We start from the raw sequence: 22434 nt of genomic DNA, 5'->3' as shown, positions 1-22434 counted from the left end.
TGCGGGCGCGCTGACCCGTACAGTCACGCGGTGCTGTCGCGGTACAGCTTCGATAACCTCTTTAATCGAGTCGAACTTTTCCGATTTTGCGGAACTCTGAAAGGTCAGAAGCCGATGGTTTCGTCCGAAAAAAACTGTGCGCCAGGTCAGAAAAGGCATTTGCCGTGTAGTATCCGTCCAACGTTGCAAGCACCCCGCATGGCCCCGAAGCGGCCCCACCAAGAGCGATTTACATGCAAGCAAAGGCCCGTGAAGTTTATGTGCCACTGGTGCTGCAAGATCTGCGAGCCGGTACTGCCGAGTTGCATATCGCACTGGAAAAACGTCTTCCTTTTTTCTCCGATACCCTCGATTCCAACGCTTTTTTGCGGCTGATGCAGGCCTACTACGGCTTTTATCGACCGCTGGAAAGCGAATTGCTCGACAGCGGCTCGATCCCTGCCGATTTCGATCTCACGCCACGTCTCAAGTCGCAGACCCTGTTAAATGATCTGCAGGCTCTGGGCCTGACGGCCGAGACCATCGCGCGTCTGCCGCTGTGTCAGTCGTTGCCAGTGATCGACTCCAGCGCGACCTGCCTGGGGGTGTTGTATGTGCTGGAAGGGGCAACCCTTGGCGGGCAGATCCTGCGCCGCGAAATCGCCTCGAGGTTGCGCCTGAATGCCGACAATGGCGCGGCATTCCTCGATATTTATGGTGCCGCCACCGGTCGCCGCTGGCGCGATTTCATTGAATACCTGGGCAGTCGGTCGCTGGATGCGGGCGAACGTGAGGCCGTGGTTGCGGCAGCCCAAACCACATTCAGCTGTTTCGAGCGTTGGCTCGAAAGCCGGGAGGTACTGGCATGACTCCGCAAGACAAAGAAGCCTTTGAAGAACTGCTGGCCAACTGTGCCGACGAGCCGATCCGCTTTCCCGGGGCGATCCAGCCCCACGGTTTGCTGCTGACTCTGAGCGAGCCGGCGCTGGAGATCATTCAGATCAGCGCCAACGTCGAGACCCTGCTGGCACGTCCGGCGCAGGAACTGATCGGCCAGCCGCTGCACAAGTTGCTGGGTGAGGCTCATGCAGCGACCGTTAGCGACGCGTTGCTGCATCCGGTGTTTGCCGATGCCGGACCGCTGCATTTTCGCCTCAACGGCACCGCGTTTGAAGGGCTGCTGCACCGTCATCAGGGCGTATTGATTCTGGAACTGGAAATCCACGTCGAGAATTTCCAGCCGCGTAACGTCGCCAGCAATCCAACCAATCTGGGACGTATGCTCCAGCGTCTGCAAGCGGCCACCACGTTGCAGGCGCTGTATGAAATCAGCGTCAAGGAAATCCAGGCGATGACCGGGTACGACCGGGTGCTGATCTATCGCTTCGAGGAGGAGGGCCACGGTCAGGTGATCGCCGAGGCGTCCGATCCGTCGATGGAAGTGTTCAATGGCCTGTTCTTCCCGGCCTCCGACATCCCCGAGCAGGCGCGCGAGCTGTACCGCACCAACTGGCTGCGGATCATTCCGAATGCCGATTACCAGCCAGTGCCGCTGGTGCCCAAGCTGCGCCCGGACACCCAGACCCCGCTGGACCTGAGTTTCGCCACCCTGCGCAGCGTGTCGCCGATTCACTGCCAGTACATGAAGAACATGGGCGTGCTCTCGTCGATGAGTATTTCCCTGCTCAAGGGCGACAAGCTCTGGGGCCTGATCAGTTGCGGCAACCGTCAGCCGCTGCATGTGCCGCACGAACTGCGCAGCGCGTGTCAGACCATCGGCCAGGTGCTGTCGCTGCAGATCAGTGCGATGGAGTCGCTGGAAATCAGCCGCCAGCGCGAAGAAAAAGTCGAGGCGTTGGCGCTGCTCAATCAAGCAATGATCGACTCGCCGGAAAATGTCTTCGATGGTCTGGCGCAGCAGCCGCAAGTGCTGATGGCGCTGGCCGGGGCCGGGGGCATTGCGATTATCGAAGACAAACAGCTGCACCGTTACGGCAACTGCCCGGAGCCGGAAGAGATTCGCGCGCTGCACAAATGGTTGCAGGAAACCGGCGAACCGGTGTTCGCCAGCCATCACTTGGCGAGCGTCTATCCGCCGGCCGCGCAGTTTCAGCCAGTGGCCAGCGGCGTGCTCGCCATGAGCCTGCCCAAACCGGTGGACAACGGCGTGTTGTGGTTCCGCCCCGAGGTCAAGGAGAACATCAACTGGAGCGGTGACCCGCGCAAGCCGCTGGATCTGGAAAACTCCGACGCCGGCCTGCGTCTGCGCCCGCGCACCTCGTTCGAAATCTGGAAAGTCGAGATGGCCGGGATCTCCACCAAATGGAGCCATGGCGATCTGTTTGCCGCCAACGATCTGCGCCGTTCGGCACTGGAAAATGACCTGGCCCGCCAAGTGTGCCGCGAGCAGGAAGCGGTGCGCGCCCGTGATGAACTGGTGGCGGTGGTCTCGCATGATCTGCGCAATCCGATGACGGTGATTTCGATGCTCTGCGGCATGCTGCACAAGGCCTTCAGCTCCGATGGGCCGCACACTTCGCGGCGCATCTCCACGGCCATCGACACCATGCAGCAGGCAGCCGGGCGGATGAACACGCTGCTGGAAGACTTGCTCGATACCTCGAAGATCGATGCCGGGCGCTACACCATTGCGCCGCAGACCCTGGATGTCGGGCAGATGTTCGAAGAAACCCAGTCACTGCTCGGGCCACTGGCGCTGGACAAGGACATCAGCATCTCGTTCGAAGCCGATCCCGACCTGAAAATCCATGCCGACCCGGAACGCCTGTTTCAGGTGTTGTCGAACCTGATCGGCAACGCGATCAAGTTCACCCCGCGCAAAGGCTCGGTGGGCGTGCTGGCCAAGTCTGACGGTAAAGAGATCGTGTTTACTGTGCGTGACACTGGCGAAGGCATTCCCAAGGAAAACCTGGCCCGGGTGTTTGATCGTTACTGGACGGTGAAGGAAGGCAATCCGACCGGAACCGGCCTGGGCTTGTACATCACCCAAGGAATTGTTGAAGCCCATGGCGGGCGGATCGAGGCCAGCAGTGAGCCGGGGCAGGGCACGGAGTTTCGGTTTACGGTGCCGGTGATGCTTGCGGGCGAATGAAGAAATAGCCCGGTCGGTTGATGCCGGCCGGGCCACAGTTCTACTCGGGATTACAAATCGCCGTCGAGGCCATGGAGCGCGCTGATCGATTCTTTTGACAGCGGACTGAAACGGTTGTGTCGCAGCTCGTGGATCGCATACAGGGCGCGACCCGTGCGGCCGTTGCCGTCACCGAACACATGAAAGCCCGCGACCGTAGCGAACATTTGCTTGCCGAAGTGTTCATGGGCGGGGTCGAGAAGCTTCAGATGATCCTGCATCAAGGAAAAGCCACTGATGTTGCTGCCATATTTTGTAGGGTGCGTGCCTACACGAATGATGTCAGCGGTCGCCGGCGCGATACTGACGTGTAACTGGCGGATCAGATCCGGGTCAGTGAGGGGCTTGTTGCTGTTGGCGTACTCTCGCAGTATGGCTACGATACTGTCGAGGTCGTTGCCCGGTGAGTTCGAAGCATGAACGATCCACGCCCCGGCTCGCTGGGCGTTATCGGTAAAGCCTTTAGGGTTGTAACGTGACTCGGGCACCACGCCGTTGTAAGGCGCTGCTCCCAGATTCTGTTTCAGCACATTCTGCTGATGGTTTTTCATGTAGATAACCTTGCGCGCCTCCAACTCGCTGAACGACTCCAGCAAATCAGAATATTCGCTGCCGGCTGAACGCGCGGCGCTGTATTCGTGGCGGTTCTTTGTCATGAACGTTGTCAACAGATCATCGAGTGCCGTCTGGCCGATCAGGGCCTCCAGCTCCTGAGTCTTTTGCAGTTTGCGTGTGGTACTCACCAGTGCATTTTTGTACAGCTGGTCCAGCTCCGCGTAGCTGGCACCTTTGGGTAGCGCAGTGTTCTGGTCCAGCAGGCGCTTGAGGACCTGGCTGGCGGTTTCAATGGTGTCATCCTGAAACAGCGCTCGCCCGTGCGCGACCGTCGGTAATGTCATGCGAATCTCCGCCGCCGCCCCGGACTTGCCCAGCGCTTTGACCAGGTCATAAGAACCGCTGCTGGTGCTGGTCAGCCGCCGGAGTTGACGAGCACTGATACGGCTGACGGTGTTGCCGTAATGAGTGAGCTTCAGCGCACTTTTACCCAGCAGTTTGCCGGTGCCGACCAGCAGTTGTGGAACGCCGTCCAGCGGGTTGAACAGCGATACCAGAACATTGCCGGCCACGCGGCTGAGGCTTAACAGCCGCGTGCTGCTGGCCGCGGCTTTGGCCAGGGCCCCGGCCGCCCCGATAAACACAAAGGCCACGGCGAGGGCGTCGATGACACAGCTGAAGGCCGCCCCGCTGCGTTGATCCGGATCATCCGACGTCAGTTGCTGAATACAGCCCCGGAACGGAATGAAGATATTCAGAATGATGTTGGCAACGCGTTCGTACTCCTCCTGCTGCTCTTCGTATTCAGTCTGGTCATAGCCCATCCGGTAATACTCGTCATAGGTGATGGCCGGGTTCTTGTGTGCAATGAAGTCGGCCAGGTCCTTGAGCCTGACGGAGCGAAAGCTGTCCATCGGCGAGACATGCCAGGCGGAAGGTTCGTTGTGCTCGGCAAATTCCCCCAGCCGATCAAGCAGCATGCCGAACTCGCGAATCTGCGCATACTCTTCAAGTTGCCAATGGTGGCGCGGCAGTAACCGGTTGATGTCCGCCTGTTCGGTTGGCCGAGGCGTTGCGCCCTCGAAGTAAGCCTTGTGCTCGCTCACGATGTTTTCGAGGTAGGTGAGACGCGGGAAAACTCCTGTTTCCTCATTGGTCGCTTCGTCGAAGCTGCCGGTGTCTTCGTTGAACGCTGACGCCTTGAAGTAAGCCTCGGCCAGACGTTCGCTGGTACGGCACAGCCCCTGTAGCGGGAACAGCTCGAAGCAGTGGTGCTTCGACTTGTGACGACACAGGATGACCACGCCGTGCGGGGAGAAGTGGTCGGCGCTGTGACCGGGAATGTTGCGGTTGCCGCGCACCAGGTACACGGTTGACGCGCCCTGGGTCAGCGCTTGCCGTTCACTCAGGCTCAGGTTGGAAAACGCCAGCCGGATCATCGTGCTGATACCCGCCTTGAAGCGTTCGTGCTGCGGTTTGAGCTGCTCGGCGTACAACCCGTTGACGGGCGCAAGATCCGCCAGGCCGGGATGCACATCGTGCAGATTGCGCTTGCTCGATTTGCTGGTGAGGTTCTTCCGATGCAGCTGGTTGGCGAGGTAAAGATTGATCACCGTGTCGCGGATCAAACCACCCTTGTTGTGCGGTGAAGCGAACATTTCTCCCTGATTAGCAATGCCGGCGTCCAGCAGCGTTTGTCTTGCCAGTTTGCGGCGGCTGACCGGGGCCGCCGTAATGGCGTGCAGTGCGTCTTCCAGTTCCTTGGCATAAGCGCTGTAGTGATTCATCGCTGCTGTTGCAACGCCTTCTGGCGTCAGTGCCGCGTTTTCATCGGGAAGCATTTCGTTGATGGCTGCCCAGTCCATCACGCATTGCAGATTGAGGACTTGATGCACGGTCCTTTGAGCGTCGCTGAGCGGTGCAAGCGCGGCGAATTTGATCAGTTGGGCGTAGGACAGTGTCAGGGACAGCCCGGGCGCGATGCGTTCCGTCAGCAGCACCGCTTTGCGCAACAATACCCAACCGGGCGAACCGATCAACAGCGTCTGCGGGGTCAGCACCAGGAACTCCGGGGACTGGCCCGCCAGCACCAGCTCCACCGCCAGGTGCGCGGCGAACGGATCGGCACGGTTGATTTGCTCGAACTGCTGTTTCAGGCGAGCACGGGCCTGGGCCGAGGTTTCGTGCACGTGCAACGGCGCGTAACGCAAGCCACGATGCGTCGCGACCCGTTCTTCCGAACCCATGTCCAGATCCAGCACGACAGCGGCGAGCAGCAACCGACTGCGCGTGATTTCGGTCATTGCCGGTGCCGGGTCCGGGCCATGCAGGGCTTCGAGACAGGTTTGCGCAAACTCCCGGGCTTCACGCGTTTCCAGCAGGTGTTTCCACGCCAGGCGCGGATCCTCCATCACCAGCGCGCCACTTTTCTTCACCAGCAGCGCATCTGTCAGATAGTTGATCAACGGTTCGGCATCCCGGCCAGCATCGGCCATGCGCTTGCGCACCTGCTGCAGGACCAGCGGGTATTGCTCGGGTTCGACAATCAGCGCAGCGTCGTCGGCTTCTTCGCTGATGCCCCAGTAGTTGCCGAACTTCGGCGCGGGCGGCAGGGTGAATTTCAGGCAGTCGATCAGGTTGGCGATGGCGGCTTCGTCTTCAGGTCGGTCGATATCCTGAAAGATCAACCAGTTGCGCAAGGGAACTTTGTTGCCGGAAGAAATGATGCCGCCAGTACGCCGGGCGCCATTAGCCAGAAGTTCAACATCGGCGCGCAGCGCTTCGACTTCATAAAGTTGATCGGTAATGATGCTGTAATGAATGTAAGTACCGGTAGAACCTGTTTCTTCATGGGCGACATAAACTTCGCCATTGCTCAACACCATGAACCAATGGTTCTTGTCGATGCTCAGTTTGTCAGTGAAGCTGACGAATTCCGGATGGTGGATTACCGTGCGTAGCAATAGTTTGCCGGCGTGATGTGCATGGTCGAAATCGCTACCTGCAATCACCTCGGTGACGAGTTGCAGGGCATCATCGCTGGTGCTGGAGTTTTGCAGAAGGAAGTGTCTGTTTTCCAGGGCTTTGGCAATGTTCAGGCGCTCTTGCTCATCGGCGGAAGCGGGGGCGGCGCTGAACAGGTTGCGGGTAATATCCATATAGAACTCTTCTGTTTCCAGGTTGATGTAATACAGCGATCAGTCACCGGTGGGGTGGCTGTTTGTGAAGTTGCCGGGGAATATAAAACATTGCCCGTCGTGATTTATCTGTTTTGAGTTTCAGGCTGTTTTCAAAAGTATCTGGATATTTGTTAGTTGGATTAACGTTAAGAGTTGGTTGGGGATGGGTGGGTGATATTCCGTTCCAGGGTGCTGTAGATTAATCGGGGTAATTTTGTTCAATACACCCAAGGTTGGCGCTGGTTAGTGTTGCGATCTTGTTCCTTGAATTGAAACAGGTGTGCGATGAGTCTGATTGTGTCGATGGCGGCGTTTGCATTGGTGGCGTCCATTACCCCGGGACCGGTGAATATCGTGGCGTTGAGTTCCGGCGCGCAATTCGGCTTCCGGGCCAGTCAGCGGCATGTAGCGGGGGCGACGTTGGGGTTTGTGTTGCTGCTGGTCCTGATGGGCCTGGGGCTGCATGAAGTGCTGACGTTGTGGCCGGCCCTGACCCGGGTGGTGCAACTGGCCGGGGTGGCGTTTCTGTTGTTCATGGCCTGGAAACTGGCGGCTGATGACGGTCAGTTGAATGCCGGCGAGGCAGCGCGTGCGCCGTCGATGTTGTACGGCGCGGTGATGCAATGGCTCAACCCGAAAGCCTGGCTGGCTTGCGTGGCAGGGATGGGCGCGTTTGTCGCCGATGGCGAGGCGCGGCTGGTCTGGCAGTTTGCGGCGGTGTATCTGGTGATCTGCTATTTGTCAGTGGGTTGCTGGGTGTATGCCGGGACGTTTTTACGTGGGTATCTGGGCAATCCGGCGGGGATGCGCCTGTTCAATCGGATCATGGCTTTGTTGCTGGCGGCGAGTGCGATTTATCTGTTGTTGCCATAAGTCTCGTGTCATTCACCCAGCCGATCGTGCTTGCAGCATGGCGACCCATTCTTTGGCGAAGCGATGGCAATCACCGGGCCAGCGCGCCGTCAGCAGATTGCCGTCGCGCACCACGAATCCTGTTTGCGGCGCTTTTGCGCTATCACGCCTGGCGATGAGGGGACCGCGTACAAAGTCGGATTGGCGCGACAGTGCGGCAGTCACTTCTGCCTCGACGGTCTGCGGGTAAGTACGGAAGTAACGCCCCAGCCAGGCGCAGGTCATCAGCCAGGCCGGTAACTCCATGGTGGTCGCCAGTAACGCTGTGACCTTGCGCCCGAACAACACCGAACGTCCGGTGTCAGGGTCAAGGGTGCGGGCCAGTAACAGCACGCCATGACACACCGCCGCCACGGGTTTTTGTGCCTTGAAAAACTGCAGGGCGATTTGCCGTGCCTGTCCGGACTCCAGCAGGCTGCGCATGCCTTTGGCATGACCGCCGGGAATCAGCAGGCCGTCGAACTGAGACGGGTCGACATCGGCATACGCCAGCGGTTGAAGAAATGCTGCGCTGTCGATCATCTGGGCGTAACTGTCCAGGTCGGCCTTGCGCGTCATCAGCATCGGGTTCAGCGGCCCGAACCCAACGCTCACCAACCGTGAATCGGCGTAGGCAGGCAGGCCTTGCGGCGTGGCAAAACGGGCTTCGATGCCCGCGTTGTGCAGCGCCTGCCACGGCACGCTGCTTTCAGTCGGGTCGTAATCGGCGGACGGCAACAGAATCAGAATCATCCAGAGCAAACTCCCGGGCCGGGATTGGCCGCTGATCTGGAGCGTAGTCGATTTTGGCTGTCAGCCGCGATATTGGCCGGGTGTCGCGGCCAGATGCTGTTTGAACGCGCGCTGGAAGTGCGCTTGATCGGCAAACCCTGCTTCAAGGGCGACATCGGCAATCAACTGGCCGCTGCGCAGGCGTTCGCGGGCGAACTGGATGCGCTGGTTGACCACGAACGCGTGCGGGGTCATGCCGTAATGCTGCTTGAAGGCGCGGATCAGGTACGAGGGCGACAGCTGCGCCGCCGTGCAGATGTCCTCCAGGCTGAGCAGATCGGTGCAGTGTTCACGGATGAAATCGGCGGCGCGTTCGAGCTTGAAATTCGGCTCGCGCAACGGTTGTTCCGCCGGGTTCAGGCGCAGTTGCAGGTCGCTGAAAAACTCCACCGCTGCGCTCTGTTTACGCAGTACATCCTGCTGCTCATCGACCAGTGTGGCGTACAACCCTTGCAGCGCCCGGAACAGCCGAGCGTCATTCAAATGCGTGGTGGAAAATCGGCGGAACTCAAGCTCGGTACTGAACCCCAGCTGATGCTGCAAGTCCGTCAGCCACGGCGTTTCCACGTACAACATCAGATACGACCACGGCTGATCATCGATCGGATTGCAGGCGTGCACATCGCCCGGATTCATCAGCACCACGGTGCCGGCGGCGACGTCGAAGCGCGATTGCTCATGCACGTAAATGCTGCGCCCGGCGGTAATCGCACCGATGGAAAAATGCGCATGGGAATGGCGCGAGTAGCAGACCTCACGGCCATCGGCGATAGCCCGCGCTTCGATGAAGGGCAGGGCGTCGTCACGCCAGAAGTGTGGCGCTTTTTCAGGGCTTTTGGCGGCGGCGTGTTTCATCGTTATTGTTCCCGGCAGGCCAGAACCGGAGTGTATTAGCTCCGGCCGGCAAAGGCCCGCTCAAGTTCGGCGATGTCGAGTTTTTTCATCTTGAACATGGCCTGCATCGCCCTTTGCGACTTAGTGGTGTCGGGGTCTTGCATCATGTGCATGAAGGCCACCGGTACAATTTGCCACGACACCCCGAACTTGTCCTTGAGCCAACCGCATTGCTGGGCCTCAACCGGGCCCCCGGCCGACAGGTTGCCCCAGAAGTGGTCGACTTCTTCCTGATTCTGGCAATTGACCTGAAACGATATGGCTTCACTGAACTTGAACATCGGCCCGCCGTTGAGCCCGGTGAAGGTCTGGCCGTCGAGTTCGAAACTGACAGTCATCACCGCACCTTCCGGCTTGCCGTGAAATTCCTGGCCGACCTTGCTGTAGTGGGTCAGGCCGGTGATTTTCGAATGATCGAAAACCGAGCAATAGAACTTCGCAGCAGCTTCGGCCTGATCATCGAACCACAGGCACGGTGTGAGTTTTTGAAAGCGTTGCATGGCAGTCATCCTCGGCAGGTTAGACACGCAGGATAATCAGCGTAGTCAGTCCTTGGTCGAGTGGCGGTGCCGTAGATCGACAAGTGCTTCGCGGGCGAACACAAACCCCTGTAGGAGTGAGCCTGCTCGCGATGGCGTCGGTACAGGCGTTGGTGTTGCCTGAGCCTACGCCATCGCGAGCAGGCTCACTCCTACAAGGGGCGCTGCTCGGCAATCATCAACAGGGACTGCGGCACCGCACTTTGCGGATGCTGCGGTTCGTGCAGGCCGACCAGTCTGAACCCCGCCATGTCCAAGGCATTCAGCCAACTCGACAGCGTGCGGAAATACCACGGCATCGGCTGCCACCGGCCCTTGAACCCGGCGAAGGATTCTTCACGCCAGCCATCCTGATAATCGCCGGCCGCCACGGCCCAAGGATGCAGGGTCTGGATGATCAAGGAGCCGCCGGGAACCAGCAACGCATTCATCGCGGCGAGCAGCGCAATGATGTCCTGATGCAGCAGCGAGAAATTAGCGCAGACCAAATCGTAATCACTGCCGACATCGACCCGGGCGTCGACCAGCGCCTCGTAACTGGCAACATGCAGCTTGGCCGAACCAGCCTCACGTGCTGCCTCGATCAGCGTTGCATCGCCATCGACACCCGCCGCATCGATGCCCCGGTCCGCCAGCGCCCGCAACAACCAGCCTTCACCGCATCCCAGATCCAGCACTCGCTCGGGTTGACGGCTCATGATCGCCAGCAGGATCGCCTGATCGGTGACCTGCTGACGGCTTTCGATGGCACCGCTGCGGATCACTTCGATCCAGGCATCGGCGTTGTCGTGCCAGCTCTGCAGAAGGGTGGATTCGGGTGAAGGCATGGCGCTGTCTCCGGTAAAAGGCAGATTGTGAGCGTTCGCTGGTGCGCCTGCTATGTTCAAAGGCTGAACAGAGTCTGGCAGAGGATAGACACCATGACCCCATTAACTGGCGGTTGCCTGTGCGGTGATGTGCGTTTCAAAGCATCGGGCCAACCTTACCGCGTCGGCATCTGCCACTGCCTCGATTGCCGCAAACACCACGGCGCTTTGTTCCATGCCTCGGCGATATTTCCCGAGAATGCGGTGACCGTCAGCGGCAAGACTGGCACGTATCAAGGGCGAGTGTTCTGCCCGCGCTGTGGTTCACCGGTACTTGCGCGTTCGGGGGATGAAATTGAAGTCAATGTCGGCTCGCTGGACGCGCCGAACCAGTTCACGCCGACTTATGAGTTGTGGACTATCCGTCGTGAGGCCTGGTTGCCGGCGCTGCCATTGGCTCACCACTACGAACGTGATCGAGAGCGTACGAGTCGTTCCGAGGAGTAGTGCACTTCAGGCCAATCAAGTCCCTTGTAGGAGTGAGCCTGCTCGCGAATGCGGTGGGTCAGCCAACCCATCATTGACTGACCGATTGCCTTCGCCAGCAGGCTGGCTCCCACACGGTCCCTGGTGTGACCGAGTATTCCAGCAGGCACCTGAAAACCTGTGGGAGCTGGCTTGCCAGCGATGGGGCCGGCACATCCACAGTTGATGTTGCCTGACCCACCGCCATCGCTGGCAAGCCAGCTCCCACAATGATGTGTGGTCCCTACAGATCTCTGATCACCTCCGCGGGAGCATGAAACGCTTGAGTTTCAGCCGCGAATAAACGCCAGCAAATCGGCATTGATCGTCGCTGCCTCAGTCGTCGGCATCCCGTGCGGAAACCCCGGGTACGACTTCAACGTACCATTTGGCAGCAATTTCGCCGACAAAGGCCCCGAGTTCGCATACGGCACAATCTGATCATCCTCTCCATGCATCACCAGCACCGGCACGGTGACCTTCTTCAGGTCTTCGGTGAAATCGGTCTGCGAGAACGCGACGATCCCGTCGTAATGCGCCTTGGCGCCGCCGATCATGCCCTGACGCCACCAGTTGCCGATGATCCCCTCGGAGGGCTTGGCGCCCGGGCGGTTGTAGCCGTAGAACGGCCCGCTGGGAACATCGCGATAGAACTGCGCGCGATTGGCCGCCAACTGCGCTTGCAAGTCATCGAACACCGATTTCGGCAAGCCACCGGGATTGCTTTCGGTCTTGACCATCAGCGGCGGTACCGCGCTGATCAGCACGCCTTTGGCGACGTTGTCCTGACCATGCCGGGCAATGTAGTGGATGACCTCGCCGCCGCCGGTGGAGTGGCCGACATGCACCACGTTCTTCACCCCCAGATGCTGAACCACCGCCAGCGCATCGTCGGCGTAATGGTCCATGTCGTGGCCGTCCCAGACCTGGCTCGAGCGTCCGTGCCCGCGACGGTCATGGGCAATCACCCGAAAGCCCTGTGCCAGAAAGAACAGCATCTGCGCGTCCCAGTCATCCGAACTGAGCGGCCAGCCGTGGTGGAAGTGGATCACCGGGGCGTCTTTCGGCCCCCAGTCCTTGTAGAAAATATCGACGCCGTCTTGGGTGGTGACAAATCCCATGTTCGCGACTCCTGACCATTGTGATGGGTTACCGCGCTCGTCGCAGACCGGTCGTGATGGTTCGGATGAGCGCCGTTATCAGCCACAGGATTAAAGTCGACATTTTCGGGGGCAGGCATGACCGGTGGTCGCAACGTCTGGCTTCACGCGCAAATTAGGCTTTGCTGAAAGGGATAAGCCGAGGCGCGCACAGGCTTCGATGGCCGTAGCGACGCCCCTTCAGAACACCGTGAGTCTGAGGAAAATCCCCGATGCTGACCTTGAATATCAATGGCAAGGATCAGGAACTCGATGTGCCGGCCGACATGCCGTTGCTCTGGGTTCTGCGTGACGTTGCGCACCTGACCGGTACCAAATTCGGCTGTGGCATGGCCCAGTGCGGCGCCTGCACCGTACACGTCGATGGCGCTCCGTTGCGTGCCTGTATCACGCCCGCCACCGCCGTGGCCCACGGCCAGAAAATTCTCACCATCGAAGGCCTGTCGACCGACGGCTCGCACCCGGTGCAGCAGGCCTGGGCCGAACTCGATGTGGTGCAGTGCGGCTACTGCCAGTCGGGGCAGATCATGTCTGCCGCCGCGCTGCTGGCGAAAATCCCCAAACCCACCGACAGCGATATCGATCAGGCGCTCTCCGGCAACATTTGCCGCTGCGGCACCTATCCACGGATCCGTGCGGCGGTTAAGCGCGCGTCCGAAATCGGCTGATGCATGTTGGGAGAAGGGTGATGAACAGTCCTGTATCGCGTCGCGGATTTCTCAAGGGCAGTGCCGTGCTGGGTGGCGGTCTGGTGGTGGCGTTCGTGGTCCCCGGTGCCCATCGCTTTGCCATGGCGGCGGAGAATGAAGGCAAGGTCTTCGCGCCGAATGCGTTTTTGCGCATCGCCGCCGACAACAGCGTGACGGTGTTGCTCGGGCATTCGGAAATGGGCCAGGGCATCTGGACCGGCCTGACCATGCTGATCGCCGAAGAGCTGGACGCCGACTGGTCGACGATCCGCGTCGAACACTCGCCGGCCTCGGCGGCCGATTACGGCATGCCGGCGTTTGGCGGGATGCAGATTACCGGCGGCTCGACCTCGACCTGGATGGAGTTCGACCGTTACCGGCTCGCCGGGGCCACGGCGCGACAGATGCTGGTGGAGGCGGCGGCCAAGCGTTTCGATGTCGCGCCTTCAGCCATTCGTACTGAATCGGGCGTGGTGATCGCCGGCGATAAACGCGCGACGTATGGCGAACTGGCGGACGCCGCCGGGCAACTGCCTGTGCCGGATCCCAAGTCGATCACCTTCAAGGAGGCCAAGGACTGGAAGGTCATCGGCAAGCCGACCAAACGCCTCGATACCCCGGAGAAAATCACCGGGCGCGCCAAGTTCGGCATGGACGTGCAATTCGAGGGCTTGATGACCGCGATGGTCGCCCGTGCACCGGTGTTCGGCGCGACGGTCAAATCCTTCGAAGGCGCCGAGGCGCTGGCGGTGCCGGGTGTGCACAAAGTGGTGCAAGTGCCGACCGGCGTAGCGGTGATTGCCGATCATTACTGGGCGGCGAAACTCGGTCGTGATGCATTAAAAGTCGATTGGGATCTGGGGCCGCATACGGATCTGAGCAGCCAGGGCTTGCTCGACAGCTTCCGCAAACTGGCGGCGACACCAGGCAGTTCCGCCAGCCAGGCTGGGGATCCGAAAGGCAACTTCGACAAGGCAGCGAAGAAAATCGACGTCGAATACAGCGTGCCGTATCTGGCACATGCGCCAATGGAGCCGCTGAACTGCACAGTGAAAATCAGCGCCGAAAAGTGCGAGATCTGGACCGGCACGCAATTCCAGACCCTCGATCAAATGGTCGCCGGCAAGATCACCGGACTCAAACCCGAGCAAGTGGAGATTCACACCGAGTTTCTTGGCGGCGGTTTCGGGCGCCGGGCCAATCCGACCTCGGACTTCGTCGCCGAAGCGGTGCAAGTGGCGAAGGCTGCCGGGATGCCGGTGAAAACCGTGTGGTCCCGCGAGGACGACATTCGCGGCGGGTATTACCGCTCGATGTTCCTGCATCAGGCACGCATAGGCCTGGACGGGCAGGGCATGCCGCTGAGCTGGCAGCATGTGCTGGTCGGCCAGTCGATCATGGCCGGCACCATGCTCGAACAGACCATGGTCAAGAACGGCATCGACGCGACTTCGGTCGAAGGCGTGGCCGACAGCCCGTATATCAAGGGCCTGGCCCATCAACAGGTCGAGCTGCATTCGTCGCAGACCGGGATCAATGTGCTGTGGCTGCGTTCGGTGGGGCACAGCCACACCGCGTTCGTCATGGAGTCGCTGATCGATGAGATGGCCACGGCGGCGGGCAAGGACCCGGTCGAATATCGACGCACCTTGCTCAAGGACCATGCGCGCCATCTCGGGGTGCTGAATCTGGCGGTGGAGAAGGCCAACTGGCAAGCGCCATTGCCGGACGGGCATGCGTTGGGCGTGGCGGTGCATGAGTCGTTCGGCAGTTATGTGGCGCAGGTGGCCGAGGTCTCGCAGGACAATCTGGCGATCCGCGTGCACCGCGTGGTGTGTGCGGTGGATTGCGGGATCGCGGTCAATCCGCAGAGCATCGCGGCGCAGATGGAATCGTGCATCACCTTTGGCCTGGGCATGACGCTGCACAGCAAACTGACGGTCAAGGACGGCGCGGTGGTGCAATCCAACTATCACGACTATCAGGTGCTGCGGCTCAACGAGATGCCGCTGGTCGAGGTGCATATCGTGCCCAGCAGCGACAAACCCGGCGGCATCGGCGAGGCCGGGGTGCCGCCCACCGCGCCGGCGGTGGCTAACGCGGTGTATGCGCTGACCGGGCAACGGTTGCGTGAGCTGCCGCTGCAACTGGCGGGGGTGTGAGATGAAACGACATCTGCTGTTGGGCACGGTGATGTTGCTGGGGCTGGGCGGCTACGCCTCGGACCTGTTTGCCGATGATCAGGAGGCGCTCAAGGCGTTCGGCACGGTGCAGAAGGTGTTCCAGAGCCCGCGCTGCCAAAACTGTCACATCCCCGGCGACTCGCCGCTGCAGTTCGATGCGGGCAAACCGCACGCGATGAACGTGGTGCGCGGCATGGACGGCAAGGGCGCCGCCGGTTTGCCCTGCGCCACCTGCCATGCCGAGAGCAACCCGCCCGACAGTTATGGCCCGCATGCGCCACCGGGGGCGCCGCACTGGAGCCTGCCGCCGGCGGCGCACAAAATGGCGTGGATCGGCCTGCCACCGGACAAGTTGTGCGCAATGATCAAGGATCGTTCGAGCAACGGCGACCGGGATTTCGCCGCGCTGATAAAACATGTCAGCGATGACAAGTTGGTGCTGTGGGGCTGGAACCCGGGAGCAGGGCGCACGCCGGTGCCGGTGCCGCATGACATTTTTGTGGCTCAGTTCAAGCTTTGGGCCGACGCGGGTGGCCCGTGTCCGGTGGCGGGCGGTTGAGTGTGTGAGTCGCTGGCGAATCAAGCTACTCTAACGGTCGTTGACCCTGATGGAGTGCGTGATGCTGGCCCCGATCAAACCCGCCAATGAAGCAACCCGAATTCAAGCGCTGCACGGCTTGAATGTCCTTGATTCCGCGCCGGAGGAGCGTTTCGACCGGCTTACGCGGCTGGCCAAGCGCCTGTTCAACGTGCCGATTGCCTTGGTGACGTTGGTGGATAGCGATCGCCAGTGGTTCAAGTCTTGCGTCGGGCTGGGCGTCAGTGAAACGCCGAGGGATGTGTCATTCTGCGGTCATGCGATCCTTCAGAACGAACTGCTGTTGGTGGCTGATGCCAAGGAGGACGAGCGCTTTCACGACAATCCGCTGGTCACCGGCGAGCCGAAGATTCGTTTCTACGCGGGTTACCCGCTGACGGTGCCCAATGGCAACAAAATGGGCACGCTGTGCCTGATCGACACCAGACCGCGGGAACTCGACGACGAGGAGCGCGCCCTGTTGCGCGACCTCGCCGGCATGGCCGAGCAGGAATTGATGGCGGTGCAGATGGCGAGCATGGATGAGCTGACGCTGCTGTCCAACCGCCGTGGCTTCAAGACCCTGGCTCAGCATGCGTTGGACGCCTGCAAACACCGGGACAAACCGGCGACGCTGCTGTTTTTCGATCTCAATGATTTCAAGCAGATCAACGATCGCTACGGCCATGCCGAGGGCGACAGTGCGCTGAAGACCTTCGCCGACGTGCTGCGCATCGCTTTTCGCGAAAGCGATGTGATCGGGCGCCTGGGCGGCGATGAGTTCGTGGCGCTGCTGACCGGTTCCAGTCACGTCGAAACCACGGCAATCATGGCGCGGCTCAAGGAAATCCTCGACGAGCGCAATGCAATGTTGCAGCGCGGCTACGACATTCGCTTCAGCGTCGGCCAGATCGAATACGATTCCCGACGGCATGACACGGTGGATCGGCTGCTGGCCGATGCCGACGAGGCCATGTATGCGCACAAGCAGGCGTTGAAGCGGCGCTGATTCGGGCCTCATCGCTGGCAAGCCCACTCCCACAAGTTTCTCGGGTGTTCACGAAATCCCGGTGCTGCGCGCAACCCTGTGGGAGCGGGCTTGCTCGCGAAAGCGTCTGGTCAGGCGATATCGATGTTGAATGTGCCGGCCTCTTCGTGAGCAAGCCCACTCCCACAAGTTTCTCGGGTGTTCACGAAATCCCGGTACTGCGCAGGACCCTGTGGGAGCGGGCTTGCTCGCGAAAGCGTCTGGTCAGGCGATATCGATGTTGAATGTGCCGGCCTCTTCGTGAGCAAGCCCACTCCCACAAGTTTCTCGGGTGTTCACGAAATCCCGGTGCTGCGCAGGACCCTGTGGGAGCGGGCTTGCTCGCGAAAGCGTCCGGTCAGGTGGGATCCATGTTGAATGTGCCGGCCTCTTCGTGAGCAAGCCCACTCCCACAGGTTTCTCGGGTGTTCAGGAAATCTTGGTAGTGTGCGGGCCCCTGTGGGAGCTGGCTTGCCAGCGATGCTCTATTTGGCAAACAACTGTCCGATGTCCTTGAACGCCTTGAATTCCAGAGCATTGCCGCACGGGTCGTACAGAAACATCGTCGCCTGTTCACCCACCAATCCCTGAAAGCGGATCCCCGGTTCAATCACGAACCGCGTGCCCAGTGACGTCAGGCGTTCGGCCAGCGCCTGCCACTGCGCCATCCCCAGCACCACCCCGAAATGCGGCACCGGCACGTCATGCCCGTCCACCGCATTGGTGTGTGCGGCTTCCTGGGAAGCGTTTTTTGGCGCCAGATGAATCACCAGTTGATGGCCGAAGAAATTGAAGTCGACCCAATGCTCGCTGGAACGACCTTCCTCCAGCCCGAAGACTTCGCGGTAAAAGTGCCGTGCGGCGGCCAGGTCATAGACGGGGATGGCCAGATGAAAAGGGCTTAGCTGCATGGGGAATTCTCGATCAGGGGAAGTGGATTGAGTTTAGTGCTGTGAAATGTGATTGAAAGACGATAGTTTTTGCGCCGAGCTCAAATTATTTCGATCAGTCGAGGTGTGCATGCTGCGTGAACTCAAGACCTTTCTCGCGGTGGCGCGCCACGGCACGTTTGCCGCCGCCGGTTTGCACATCGGTCTTACGCAATCGGCAGTCAGCGCGCAGATCCGCAATCTTGAACAGGCCCTGGGCATTCGCCTGTTCGACCGCACCGGCCGCCAGGCGACGCTCAATCCGGCCGGGCAGCGCGCCTTGCCGATGGCGCAGGAGATGCTCGCGATCTTCAGCCGTATGGGCGAGAGCGAGGATGTCAGCGAGTTTCGGGGTGAGTTGAAAATCGGCGCAGTGGCCACCGCGCAGACCGGGTTGTTGCCCCAGGCGCTGTTGCGCTTGCGTCAGCAGGCTCCGGGGCTTGAGCCGAAACTGGTGCCGGGGGTGTCGCTGAATCTGTTGAGTCAGGTTGATGCCGGTGAGGTGGATCTGGCAATCATGATCAAACCGCCGTTCGAGCTGCCCAAGGAGTTGTCGGCGCAGGTGATTCGTCGCGAGCCGTTTGTGCTGATCGTGCCGCTGCAAGTCGAGGGCGACGATCCGCTGCGCCTGCTCGCCGAACAGCCGCAGGTGCGATATGACCGCAATTCATTCGGCGGGCGGTTGGTGACGCGGTTTCTGCGCGAGCAGCGGATCGAGGTTGACGTGGCGCTGGAGCTGGATGAGCTGGAAGCGATCGTGAAGATGGTCGAGTCCGGGCTGGGCGTTTCGCTGTTGCCCAAGGCCGGATTGTGGCTGGAGCATCCGCTCAAGGTCAGGGTGATCGAGTTGGGTGAGCTGACGTTCTACCGCGAGATGGTCCTGTTGCAGCGCTATAGCCAGCGTAATCAGCCGATTCAAAAACTGTTTGCGCAGTGCCTCGAGTAATCCCCAATCCCCTGTAGGAGTGAGCTTGCTCGCGAAAGCGGTGTGTCAGGCCATGAGTAATTGCCTGAAGGAATGCCTTCGCGAGCAAGCCCGCTCCCACAGGGGGACAGTGTTCCAGGCACAAAAAACCCGCCGATTGGCGGGTTTTTTATTGGCAGGCCGAAGATTACTCTTCGATATTGCCCATCGCGGTGGTGTTGAAGCCGCCGTCGACGTACATGATTTCACCGCTGATGCCCGACGCCAGGTCGGAGCACAGGAAGGCGCCGGCGTTGCCGACTTCTTCGATGGTGACGTTGCGGCGCAGTGGAGTTTGCGCTTCGTTGGCGGCCAGCATCTTGCGGAAGTTCTTGATGCCCGAGGCTGCCAGGGTACGGATCGGGCCAGCCGATACGCAGTTGACGCGGGTGCCGTCCGGGCCCAGGGAGCCGGCCAGGTAACGCACGCCAGCTTCCAGCGAAGCCTTGGCCATGCCCATCACGTTGTAGTTCGGCATGGTGCGCTCGGCGCCCAGGTACGACAGGGTCAGCAGGCTGCCGTTGCGGCCTTTCATCATTTCGCGGCCAGCCTTGGCCAGGGCCACGAAGCTGTAGGCGCTGATGTCGTGAGCGATGCGGAAACCTTCACGGGTGGTGGCTTCGGTGAAGTCGCCGTCCAGTTGGTCGCCCGGGGCGAAGCCGACGGAGTGCACGATGCAGTCCAGGCCGTCCCACTTCTTGCTCAACTCTTCGAAGACCTTGGCGATTTCTTCATCGCTGGCCACGTCGCACGGGAAGCACAGCTCAGGGCTCGAACCCCAGCCCTGTGCGAACTCTTCAACGCGACCCTTGAGTTTGTCGTTCTGATAAGTGAAGGCAAGCTCAGCGCCCTCGCGATGCATGGCGGCAGCGATGCCGGATGCGATGGACAGCTTGCTGGCGACACCGACGATCAGTACGCGCTTACCGGCGAGAAAACCCATGTGTTGCTCCTCTTTCAGGTTATTGCGCAGTGGCTGGTGCCAAAAAAGCGGCTTCCAGCAACTGCTGTGTATACGGATGTTTGGGGGCGGCAAAAATATCTTGCGCAGCTCCCTGTTCGACCACTTGGCCATGCTTGACCACCATCAACTGGTGGCTCAGCGCTTTGACGACAGCCAGGTCATGGCTGATGAACAAATACGTCAGGTTGTACTTGGCTTGCAGTGAACGCAACAGCTCCACCACTTGCCGCTGCACCGTGCGGTCGAGCGCCGACGTCGGCTCGTCCAGCAGAATCAGCGCCGGTTTCAGCACCAAAGCCCGGGCAATGGCGATACGTTGCCGTTGCCCACCGGAAAATTCGTGGGGGTAGCGGTGCCGGGTTTCCGGATCCAGACCTACCTCCTTCAATGCCGCAATAATCGCCGCTTCCTGCTCGGCGGCGGTGCCCATCTGGTGAATCCGCAGGCCTTCGCCAACGATGTCGCTCACGCACATCCGCGGGCTCAGGCTGCCGAACGGATCCTGAAACACCACCTGCATCTCCCGACGCAACGGGCGAACCTCGTTCTGCGTCAGGCAGTCTAGCTGTTTGCCCTCAAAGCGAATGGCGCCTTTGCTGCCGATCAGCCGCAAAATTGCCAGACCCAGCGTGGATTTGCCGGAACCGCTTTCCCCCACGATCCCCAGAGTCTGTCCCTGAGGCAGGCTGAAATTGATGCCGTCCACTGCCTTGACGTAATCCACCGTGCGCTTGAGCAGGCCTTTCTTGATCGGGAACCAGACTTTCAGGTTCTCGACTTCGAGCAGTGGCGCCCCGATTTTATTGGTCGCCGGGCCTCCGCTGGGCTCCGCGCCGAGCAATTCCCGAGTGTACGGATGCTGCGGCGAACGGAACAGCTCTGCGCACGATGCCTGTTCGACGATGCAACCGCGCTGCATGACACATACGCGATGCGCAATTCTTCGCACCAGGTTCAAATCGTGACTGATCAGTAGCAGCGACATGCCCAATCGAGCCTGAAGTTCCTTGAGCAAATCGAGGATTTTCAGCTGAACGGTCACGTCCAGTGCGGTGGTCGGTTCGTCGGCGATCAGCAACTCTGGCTCGTTGGCCAGGGCCATGGCGATCATCACTCGCTGGCGCTGGCCGCCGGACAATTCGTGGGGCAGGGCCTTGAGGCGCTTATGCGGCTCGGGGATGCCGACCATCTCCAGCAGCTCCAGCGTGCGCTTGGTTGCGACTTTACCGGTCAGGCCCTTGTGGATGCCCAGCACCTCGTTGATCTGCTTCTCGATCGAATGCAGCGGGTTGAGCGAGGTCATCGGCTCCTGAAAGATCATCGCGATGCGGTTACCGCGGATGTGGCGGATGGTTTTTTCGCTCAGGCCGAGCAGATTCTGCCCCGCATAGTTGATGCTGCCGGCCGGATGTCGGGCCAGCGGGTAGGGCAGCAGGCGCAGGATCGAGTGCGCCGTCACTGATTTGCCCGAGCCGGACTCGCCGACCAGCGCCAGGGTTTCACCGCGCTTGATGTCGAAACTCACGCCCTCGACCACCCGGTGCCGCCGCTCGTTCAAGCCGAACTCGACGGCGAGGTCGCGCACTTCGATCAGATTGTCCTGATTCATTTCACTTCCTCGGGTCGAAGGCATCGCGAGCGGACTCGCCGATAAACACCAGCAGACTCAACATCAACGCGAGCACGGCGAACGCGCTAATGCCCAGCCACGGTGCCTGGAGGTTGGATTTGCCCTGGGCCACCAGTTCACCCAGCGACGGGCTGCCGGCCGGCAAGCCGAAGCCGAGGAAATCCAGCGCAGTCAGGGTGCCGATGGCGCCGGTAAGGATGAACGGCATGAAGGTCATGGTCGAGACCATCGCGTTGGGCAGGATGTGGCGGAACATGATTGCACCGTTCTGCATGCCCAGCGCCCGCGCGGCGCGCACGTATTCGAGGTTGCGCCCGCGCAGGAACTCGGCGCGCACCACGTCGACCAGGCTCATCCACGAGAACAACAGCATGATCCCCAGCAGCCACCAGAAATTCGGCTGGACGAAACTGGCGAGGATGATCAGCAGGTACAGCACTGGTAATCCCGACCAGATCTCCAGAAAGCGTTGCCCGGCCAGATCGACCCAGCCGCCGTAGAAACCCTGCAGCGCGCCGGCAATCACGCCGATGATCGAGCTGAGCACGGTCAGCGTCAGGGCAAACAGTACGGAAATGCGGAAGCCGTAGATCACCCGTGCCAGCACATCGCGGCCCTGATCGTCAGTGCCCAGCAGGTTGTCCGCCGACGGCGGGGCCGGGGCCGGGACTTTCAGGTCGTAGTTGATGCTTTGGTAGCTGTAGGGGATCGGCGCCCACAACACCCACGCATCCTTGGCCTTGAGCAGTTCGCGGATGTACGGGCTCTTGTAGTTGGCTTCCAGCGGGAATTCGCCGCCGAAGGTGGTTTCCGGGTAGCGCTTGATCGCCGGGAAGTACCAGTGGTTGTCGTAATGCACCACCAGCGGCTTGTCGTTGGCGATCAGTTCGGCACCGAGGCTCAGGCCGAACAGGATCAGGAACAGCCACAGCGACCACCAGCCGCGCTTGTTGGCCTTGAACAGTTCGAACCGGCGGCGGTTGAGAGGGGACAGGTTCAT

19 protein-coding genes are annotated in these 22434 nt (G+C 60.5%); 9 read left to right on the top strand and 10 right to left on the bottom strand.

Annotated elements, in window-relative coordinates; all coding sequences use genetic code 11:
- The first annotated feature begins 233 nt into the window (after positions 1–233).
- Complete coding sequence (locus tag NTD85_RS18500; RefSeq protein ID WP_262142867.1) at positions 234–848, top strand: biliverdin-producing heme oxygenase; 615 nt, start codon at positions 234–236, stop codon at positions 846–848.
- Positions 845–3091, top strand: coding sequence for an ATP-binding protein (locus NTD85_RS18495; protein WP_262142866.1), 2247 nt, complete (start codon positions 845–847; stop codon positions 3089–3091). Before NTD85_RS18500 ends, NTD85_RS18495 begins: the two co-directional genes overlap by 4 nt.
- 50 nt (positions 3092–3141) lie before the next feature.
- On the opposite strand, the gene NTD85_RS18490 is transcribed toward NTD85_RS18495, so the two are convergent.
- Positions 3142–6843, bottom strand: coding sequence for a hypothetical protein (locus tag NTD85_RS18490; RefSeq protein ID WP_262142865.1), 3702 nt, complete (start codon positions 6841–6843; stop codon positions 3142–3144).
- Between the two features lie 306 nt (positions 6844–7149).
- Between NTD85_RS18490 and NTD85_RS18485 the strand changes: the two genes are divergently transcribed.
- Entirely contained in the window at positions 7150–7737 is a 588-nt protein-coding gene (locus tag NTD85_RS18485; protein ID WP_262142864.1) for a LysE family translocator, read from the top strand.
- Between the two features lie 12 nt (positions 7738–7749).
- Here NTD85_RS18485 and NTD85_RS18480 read toward each other — a convergent pair whose 3' ends face one another.
- The 4 genes from NTD85_RS18480 to NTD85_RS18465 form a co-directional block, all read right to left on the bottom strand.
- Positions 7750–8508: a type 1 glutamine amidotransferase domain-containing protein gene (locus NTD85_RS18480; protein ID WP_226501713.1), complete on the bottom strand. Its 759-nt coding sequence runs from the start codon at positions 8506–8508 to the stop codon at positions 7750–7752.
- A 60-nt stretch (positions 8509–8568) separates the two neighbouring features.
- Positions 8569–9402 carry an AraC family transcriptional regulator gene (locus NTD85_RS18475; protein ID WP_262142863.1) on the bottom strand — a complete coding sequence of 278 codons (834 nt, stop codon included), beginning with the start codon at positions 9400–9402 and terminating at the stop codon, positions 8569–8571.
- Between the two features lie 35 nt (positions 9403–9437).
- Entirely contained in the window at positions 9438–9941 is a 504-nt protein-coding gene (locus tag NTD85_RS18470) for a VOC family protein (protein WP_262142862.1), read from the bottom strand.
- A gap of 191 nt (positions 9942–10132) precedes the next feature.
- A complete protein-coding gene (locus NTD85_RS18465; protein WP_262142861.1) occupies positions 10133–10807 on the bottom strand; it encodes a class I SAM-dependent methyltransferase in 675 nt (224 codons plus the stop codon).
- 93 nt (positions 10808–10900) lie between these two features.
- Between NTD85_RS18465 and NTD85_RS18460 the strand changes: the two genes are divergently transcribed.
- Complete coding sequence (locus NTD85_RS18460) at positions 10901–11293, top strand: GFA family protein (protein ID WP_262142860.1); 393 nt, start codon at positions 10901–10903, stop codon at positions 11291–11293.
- 308 nt (positions 11294–11601) lie between these two features.
- Here NTD85_RS18460 and NTD85_RS18455 read toward each other — a convergent pair whose 3' ends face one another.
- Positions 11602–12432 (bottom strand): alpha/beta fold hydrolase, encoded by an 831-nt coding sequence (locus NTD85_RS18455; protein ID WP_103485717.1) that lies wholly within the window; start codon positions 12430–12432, stop codon positions 11602–11604.
- A gap of 251 nt (positions 12433–12683) precedes the next feature.
- Here NTD85_RS18455 and NTD85_RS18450 point away from each other — a divergent pair, with 251 nt between their 5' ends.
- The 4 genes from NTD85_RS18450 to NTD85_RS18435 all read left to right on the top strand — a co-directional run bounded on the left by NTD85_RS18450 (position 12684) and on the right by NTD85_RS18435 (position 16929).
- A complete protein-coding gene (locus NTD85_RS18450) occupies positions 12684–13139 on the top strand; it encodes a (2Fe-2S)-binding protein (protein WP_003224136.1) in 456 nt (151 codons plus the stop codon).
- Between the two features lie 20 nt (positions 13140–13159).
- Positions 13160–15322, top strand: a complete 2163-nt coding sequence (locus NTD85_RS18445; RefSeq protein WP_262142859.1) for a xanthine dehydrogenase family protein molybdopterin-binding subunit — start codon at positions 13160–13162, stop codon at positions 15320–15322.
- 1 nt (position 15323) lies between these two features.
- Positions 15324–15902 (top strand): hypothetical protein, encoded by a 579-nt coding sequence (locus NTD85_RS18440; protein WP_103485719.1) that lies wholly within the window; start codon positions 15324–15326, stop codon positions 15900–15902.
- 61 nt (positions 15903–15963) lie between these two features.
- Entirely contained in the window at positions 15964–16929 is a 966-nt protein-coding gene (locus tag NTD85_RS18435; RefSeq protein ID WP_201137907.1) for a sensor domain-containing diguanylate cyclase, read from the top strand.
- A 503-nt stretch (positions 16930–17432) separates the two neighbouring features.
- Here the strand turns inward: NTD85_RS18435 and NTD85_RS18430 are convergent.
- A complete protein-coding gene (locus NTD85_RS18430; RefSeq protein ID WP_103522343.1) occupies positions 17433–17858 on the bottom strand; it encodes a VOC family protein in 426 nt (141 codons plus the stop codon).
- A 109-nt stretch (positions 17859–17967) separates the two neighbouring features.
- Between NTD85_RS18430 and NTD85_RS18425 the strand changes: the two genes are divergently transcribed.
- The gene (locus tag NTD85_RS18425; RefSeq protein ID WP_262142858.1) at positions 17968–18822 is read left to right on the top strand and encodes a LysR family transcriptional regulator; all 855 of its coding nucleotides are present in this window, start codon (positions 17968–17970) and stop codon (positions 18820–18822) included.
- A 166-nt stretch (positions 18823–18988) separates the two neighbouring features.
- Here NTD85_RS18425 and fabI read toward each other — a convergent pair whose 3' ends face one another.
- From fabI to NTD85_RS18410, 3 genes are read right to left on the bottom strand one after another with little or no spacing between them, the layout of a single operon-like run.
- Complete coding sequence (gene fabI, locus NTD85_RS18420; protein ID WP_003202751.1) at positions 18989–19783, bottom strand: enoyl-ACP reductase FabI; 795 nt, start codon at positions 19781–19783, stop codon at positions 18989–18991.
- Positions 19784–19802: 19 nt separating this feature from the next.
- Positions 19803–21413 carry an ABC transporter ATP-binding protein gene (locus NTD85_RS18415; protein ID WP_262142857.1) on the bottom strand — a complete coding sequence of 537 codons (1611 nt, stop codon included), beginning with the start codon at positions 21411–21413 and terminating at the stop codon, positions 19803–19805.
- A 1-nt stretch (position 21414) separates the two neighbouring features.
- Entirely contained in the window at positions 21415–22434 is a 1020-nt protein-coding gene (locus NTD85_RS18410; protein ID WP_003224146.1) for an ABC transporter permease, read from the bottom strand.

The sequence above is a fragment of the Pseudomonas sp. 13B_3.2_Bac1 genome (genome assembly GCF_025466205.1).
Classification (GTDB): domain Bacteria; phylum Pseudomonadota; class Gammaproteobacteria; order Pseudomonadales; family Pseudomonadaceae; genus Aquipseudomonas; species Aquipseudomonas fluorescens_H.
This window is presented reverse-complemented; position numbering and strand designations above follow the sequence as displayed.

Bases quoted from the DNA above. Each gene is read 5' to 3' on its own strand.
- NTD85_RS18495 (WP_262142866.1), top strand. From the start codon at position 845: ATGACTCCGCAAGACAAAGAAGCCTTTGAAGAACTGCTGGCCAACTGT.
- NTD85_RS18465 (WP_262142861.1), bottom strand. From the start codon at position 10,807: ATGCCTTCACCCGAATCCACCCTTCTGCAGAGCTGGCACGACAACGCC.
- NTD85_RS18445 (WP_262142859.1), top strand. From the start codon at position 13,160: ATGAACAGTCCTGTATCGCGTCGCGGATTTCTCAAGGGCAGTGCCGTG.
- NTD85_RS18410 (WP_003224146.1), bottom strand. From the start codon at position 22,434: ATGAACCTGTCCCCTCTCAACCGCCGCCGGTTCGAACTGTTCAAGGCC.
- NTD85_RS18425 (WP_262142858.1), top strand. From the start codon at position 17,968: ATGCTGCGTGAACTCAAGACCTTTCTCGCGGTGGCGCGCCACGGCACG.
- NTD85_RS18490 (WP_262142865.1), bottom strand. From the start codon at position 6,843: ATGGATATTACCCGCAACCTGTTCAGCGCCGCCCCCGCTTCCGCCGAT.
- NTD85_RS18440 (WP_103485719.1), top strand. From the start codon at position 15,324: ATGAAACGACATCTGCTGTTGGGCACGGTGATGTTGCTGGGGCTGGGC.
- NTD85_RS18485 (WP_262142864.1), top strand. From the start codon at position 7,150: ATGAGTCTGATTGTGTCGATGGCGGCGTTTGCATTGGTGGCGTCCATT.
- NTD85_RS18500 (WP_262142867.1), top strand. From the start codon at position 234: ATGCAAGCAAAGGCCCGTGAAGTTTATGTGCCACTGGTGCTGCAAGAT.
- NTD85_RS18470 (WP_262142862.1), bottom strand. From the start codon at position 9,941: ATGCAACGCTTTCAAAAACTCACACCGTGCCTGTGGTTCGATGATCAG.
- NTD85_RS18435 (WP_201137907.1), top strand. From the start codon at position 15,964: ATGCTGGCCCCGATCAAACCCGCCAATGAAGCAACCCGAATTCAAGCG.
- fabI (WP_003202751.1), bottom strand. From the start codon at position 19,783: ATGGGTTTTCTCGCCGGTAAGCGCGTACTGATCGTCGGTGTCGCCAGC.
- NTD85_RS18415 (WP_262142857.1), bottom strand. From the start codon at position 21,413: ATGAATCAGGACAATCTGATCGAAGTGCGCGACCTCGCCGTCGAGTTC.
- NTD85_RS18450 (WP_003224136.1), top strand. From the start codon at position 12,684: ATGCTGACCTTGAATATCAATGGCAAGGATCAGGAACTCGATGTGCCG.
- NTD85_RS18475 (WP_262142863.1), bottom strand. From the start codon at position 9,402: ATGAAACACGCCGCCGCCAAAAGCCCTGAAAAAGCGCCACACTTCTGG.
- NTD85_RS18455 (WP_103485717.1), bottom strand. From the start codon at position 12,432: ATGGGATTTGTCACCACCCAAGACGGCGTCGATATTTTCTACAAGGAC.
- NTD85_RS18460 (WP_262142860.1), top strand. From the start codon at position 10,901: ATGACCCCATTAACTGGCGGTTGCCTGTGCGGTGATGTGCGTTTCAAA.
- NTD85_RS18430 (WP_103522343.1), bottom strand. From the start codon at position 17,858: ATGCAGCTAAGCCCTTTTCATCTGGCCATCCCCGTCTATGACCTGGCC.
- NTD85_RS18480 (WP_226501713.1), bottom strand. From the start codon at position 8,508: ATGATTCTGATTCTGTTGCCGTCCGCCGATTACGACCCGACTGAAAGC.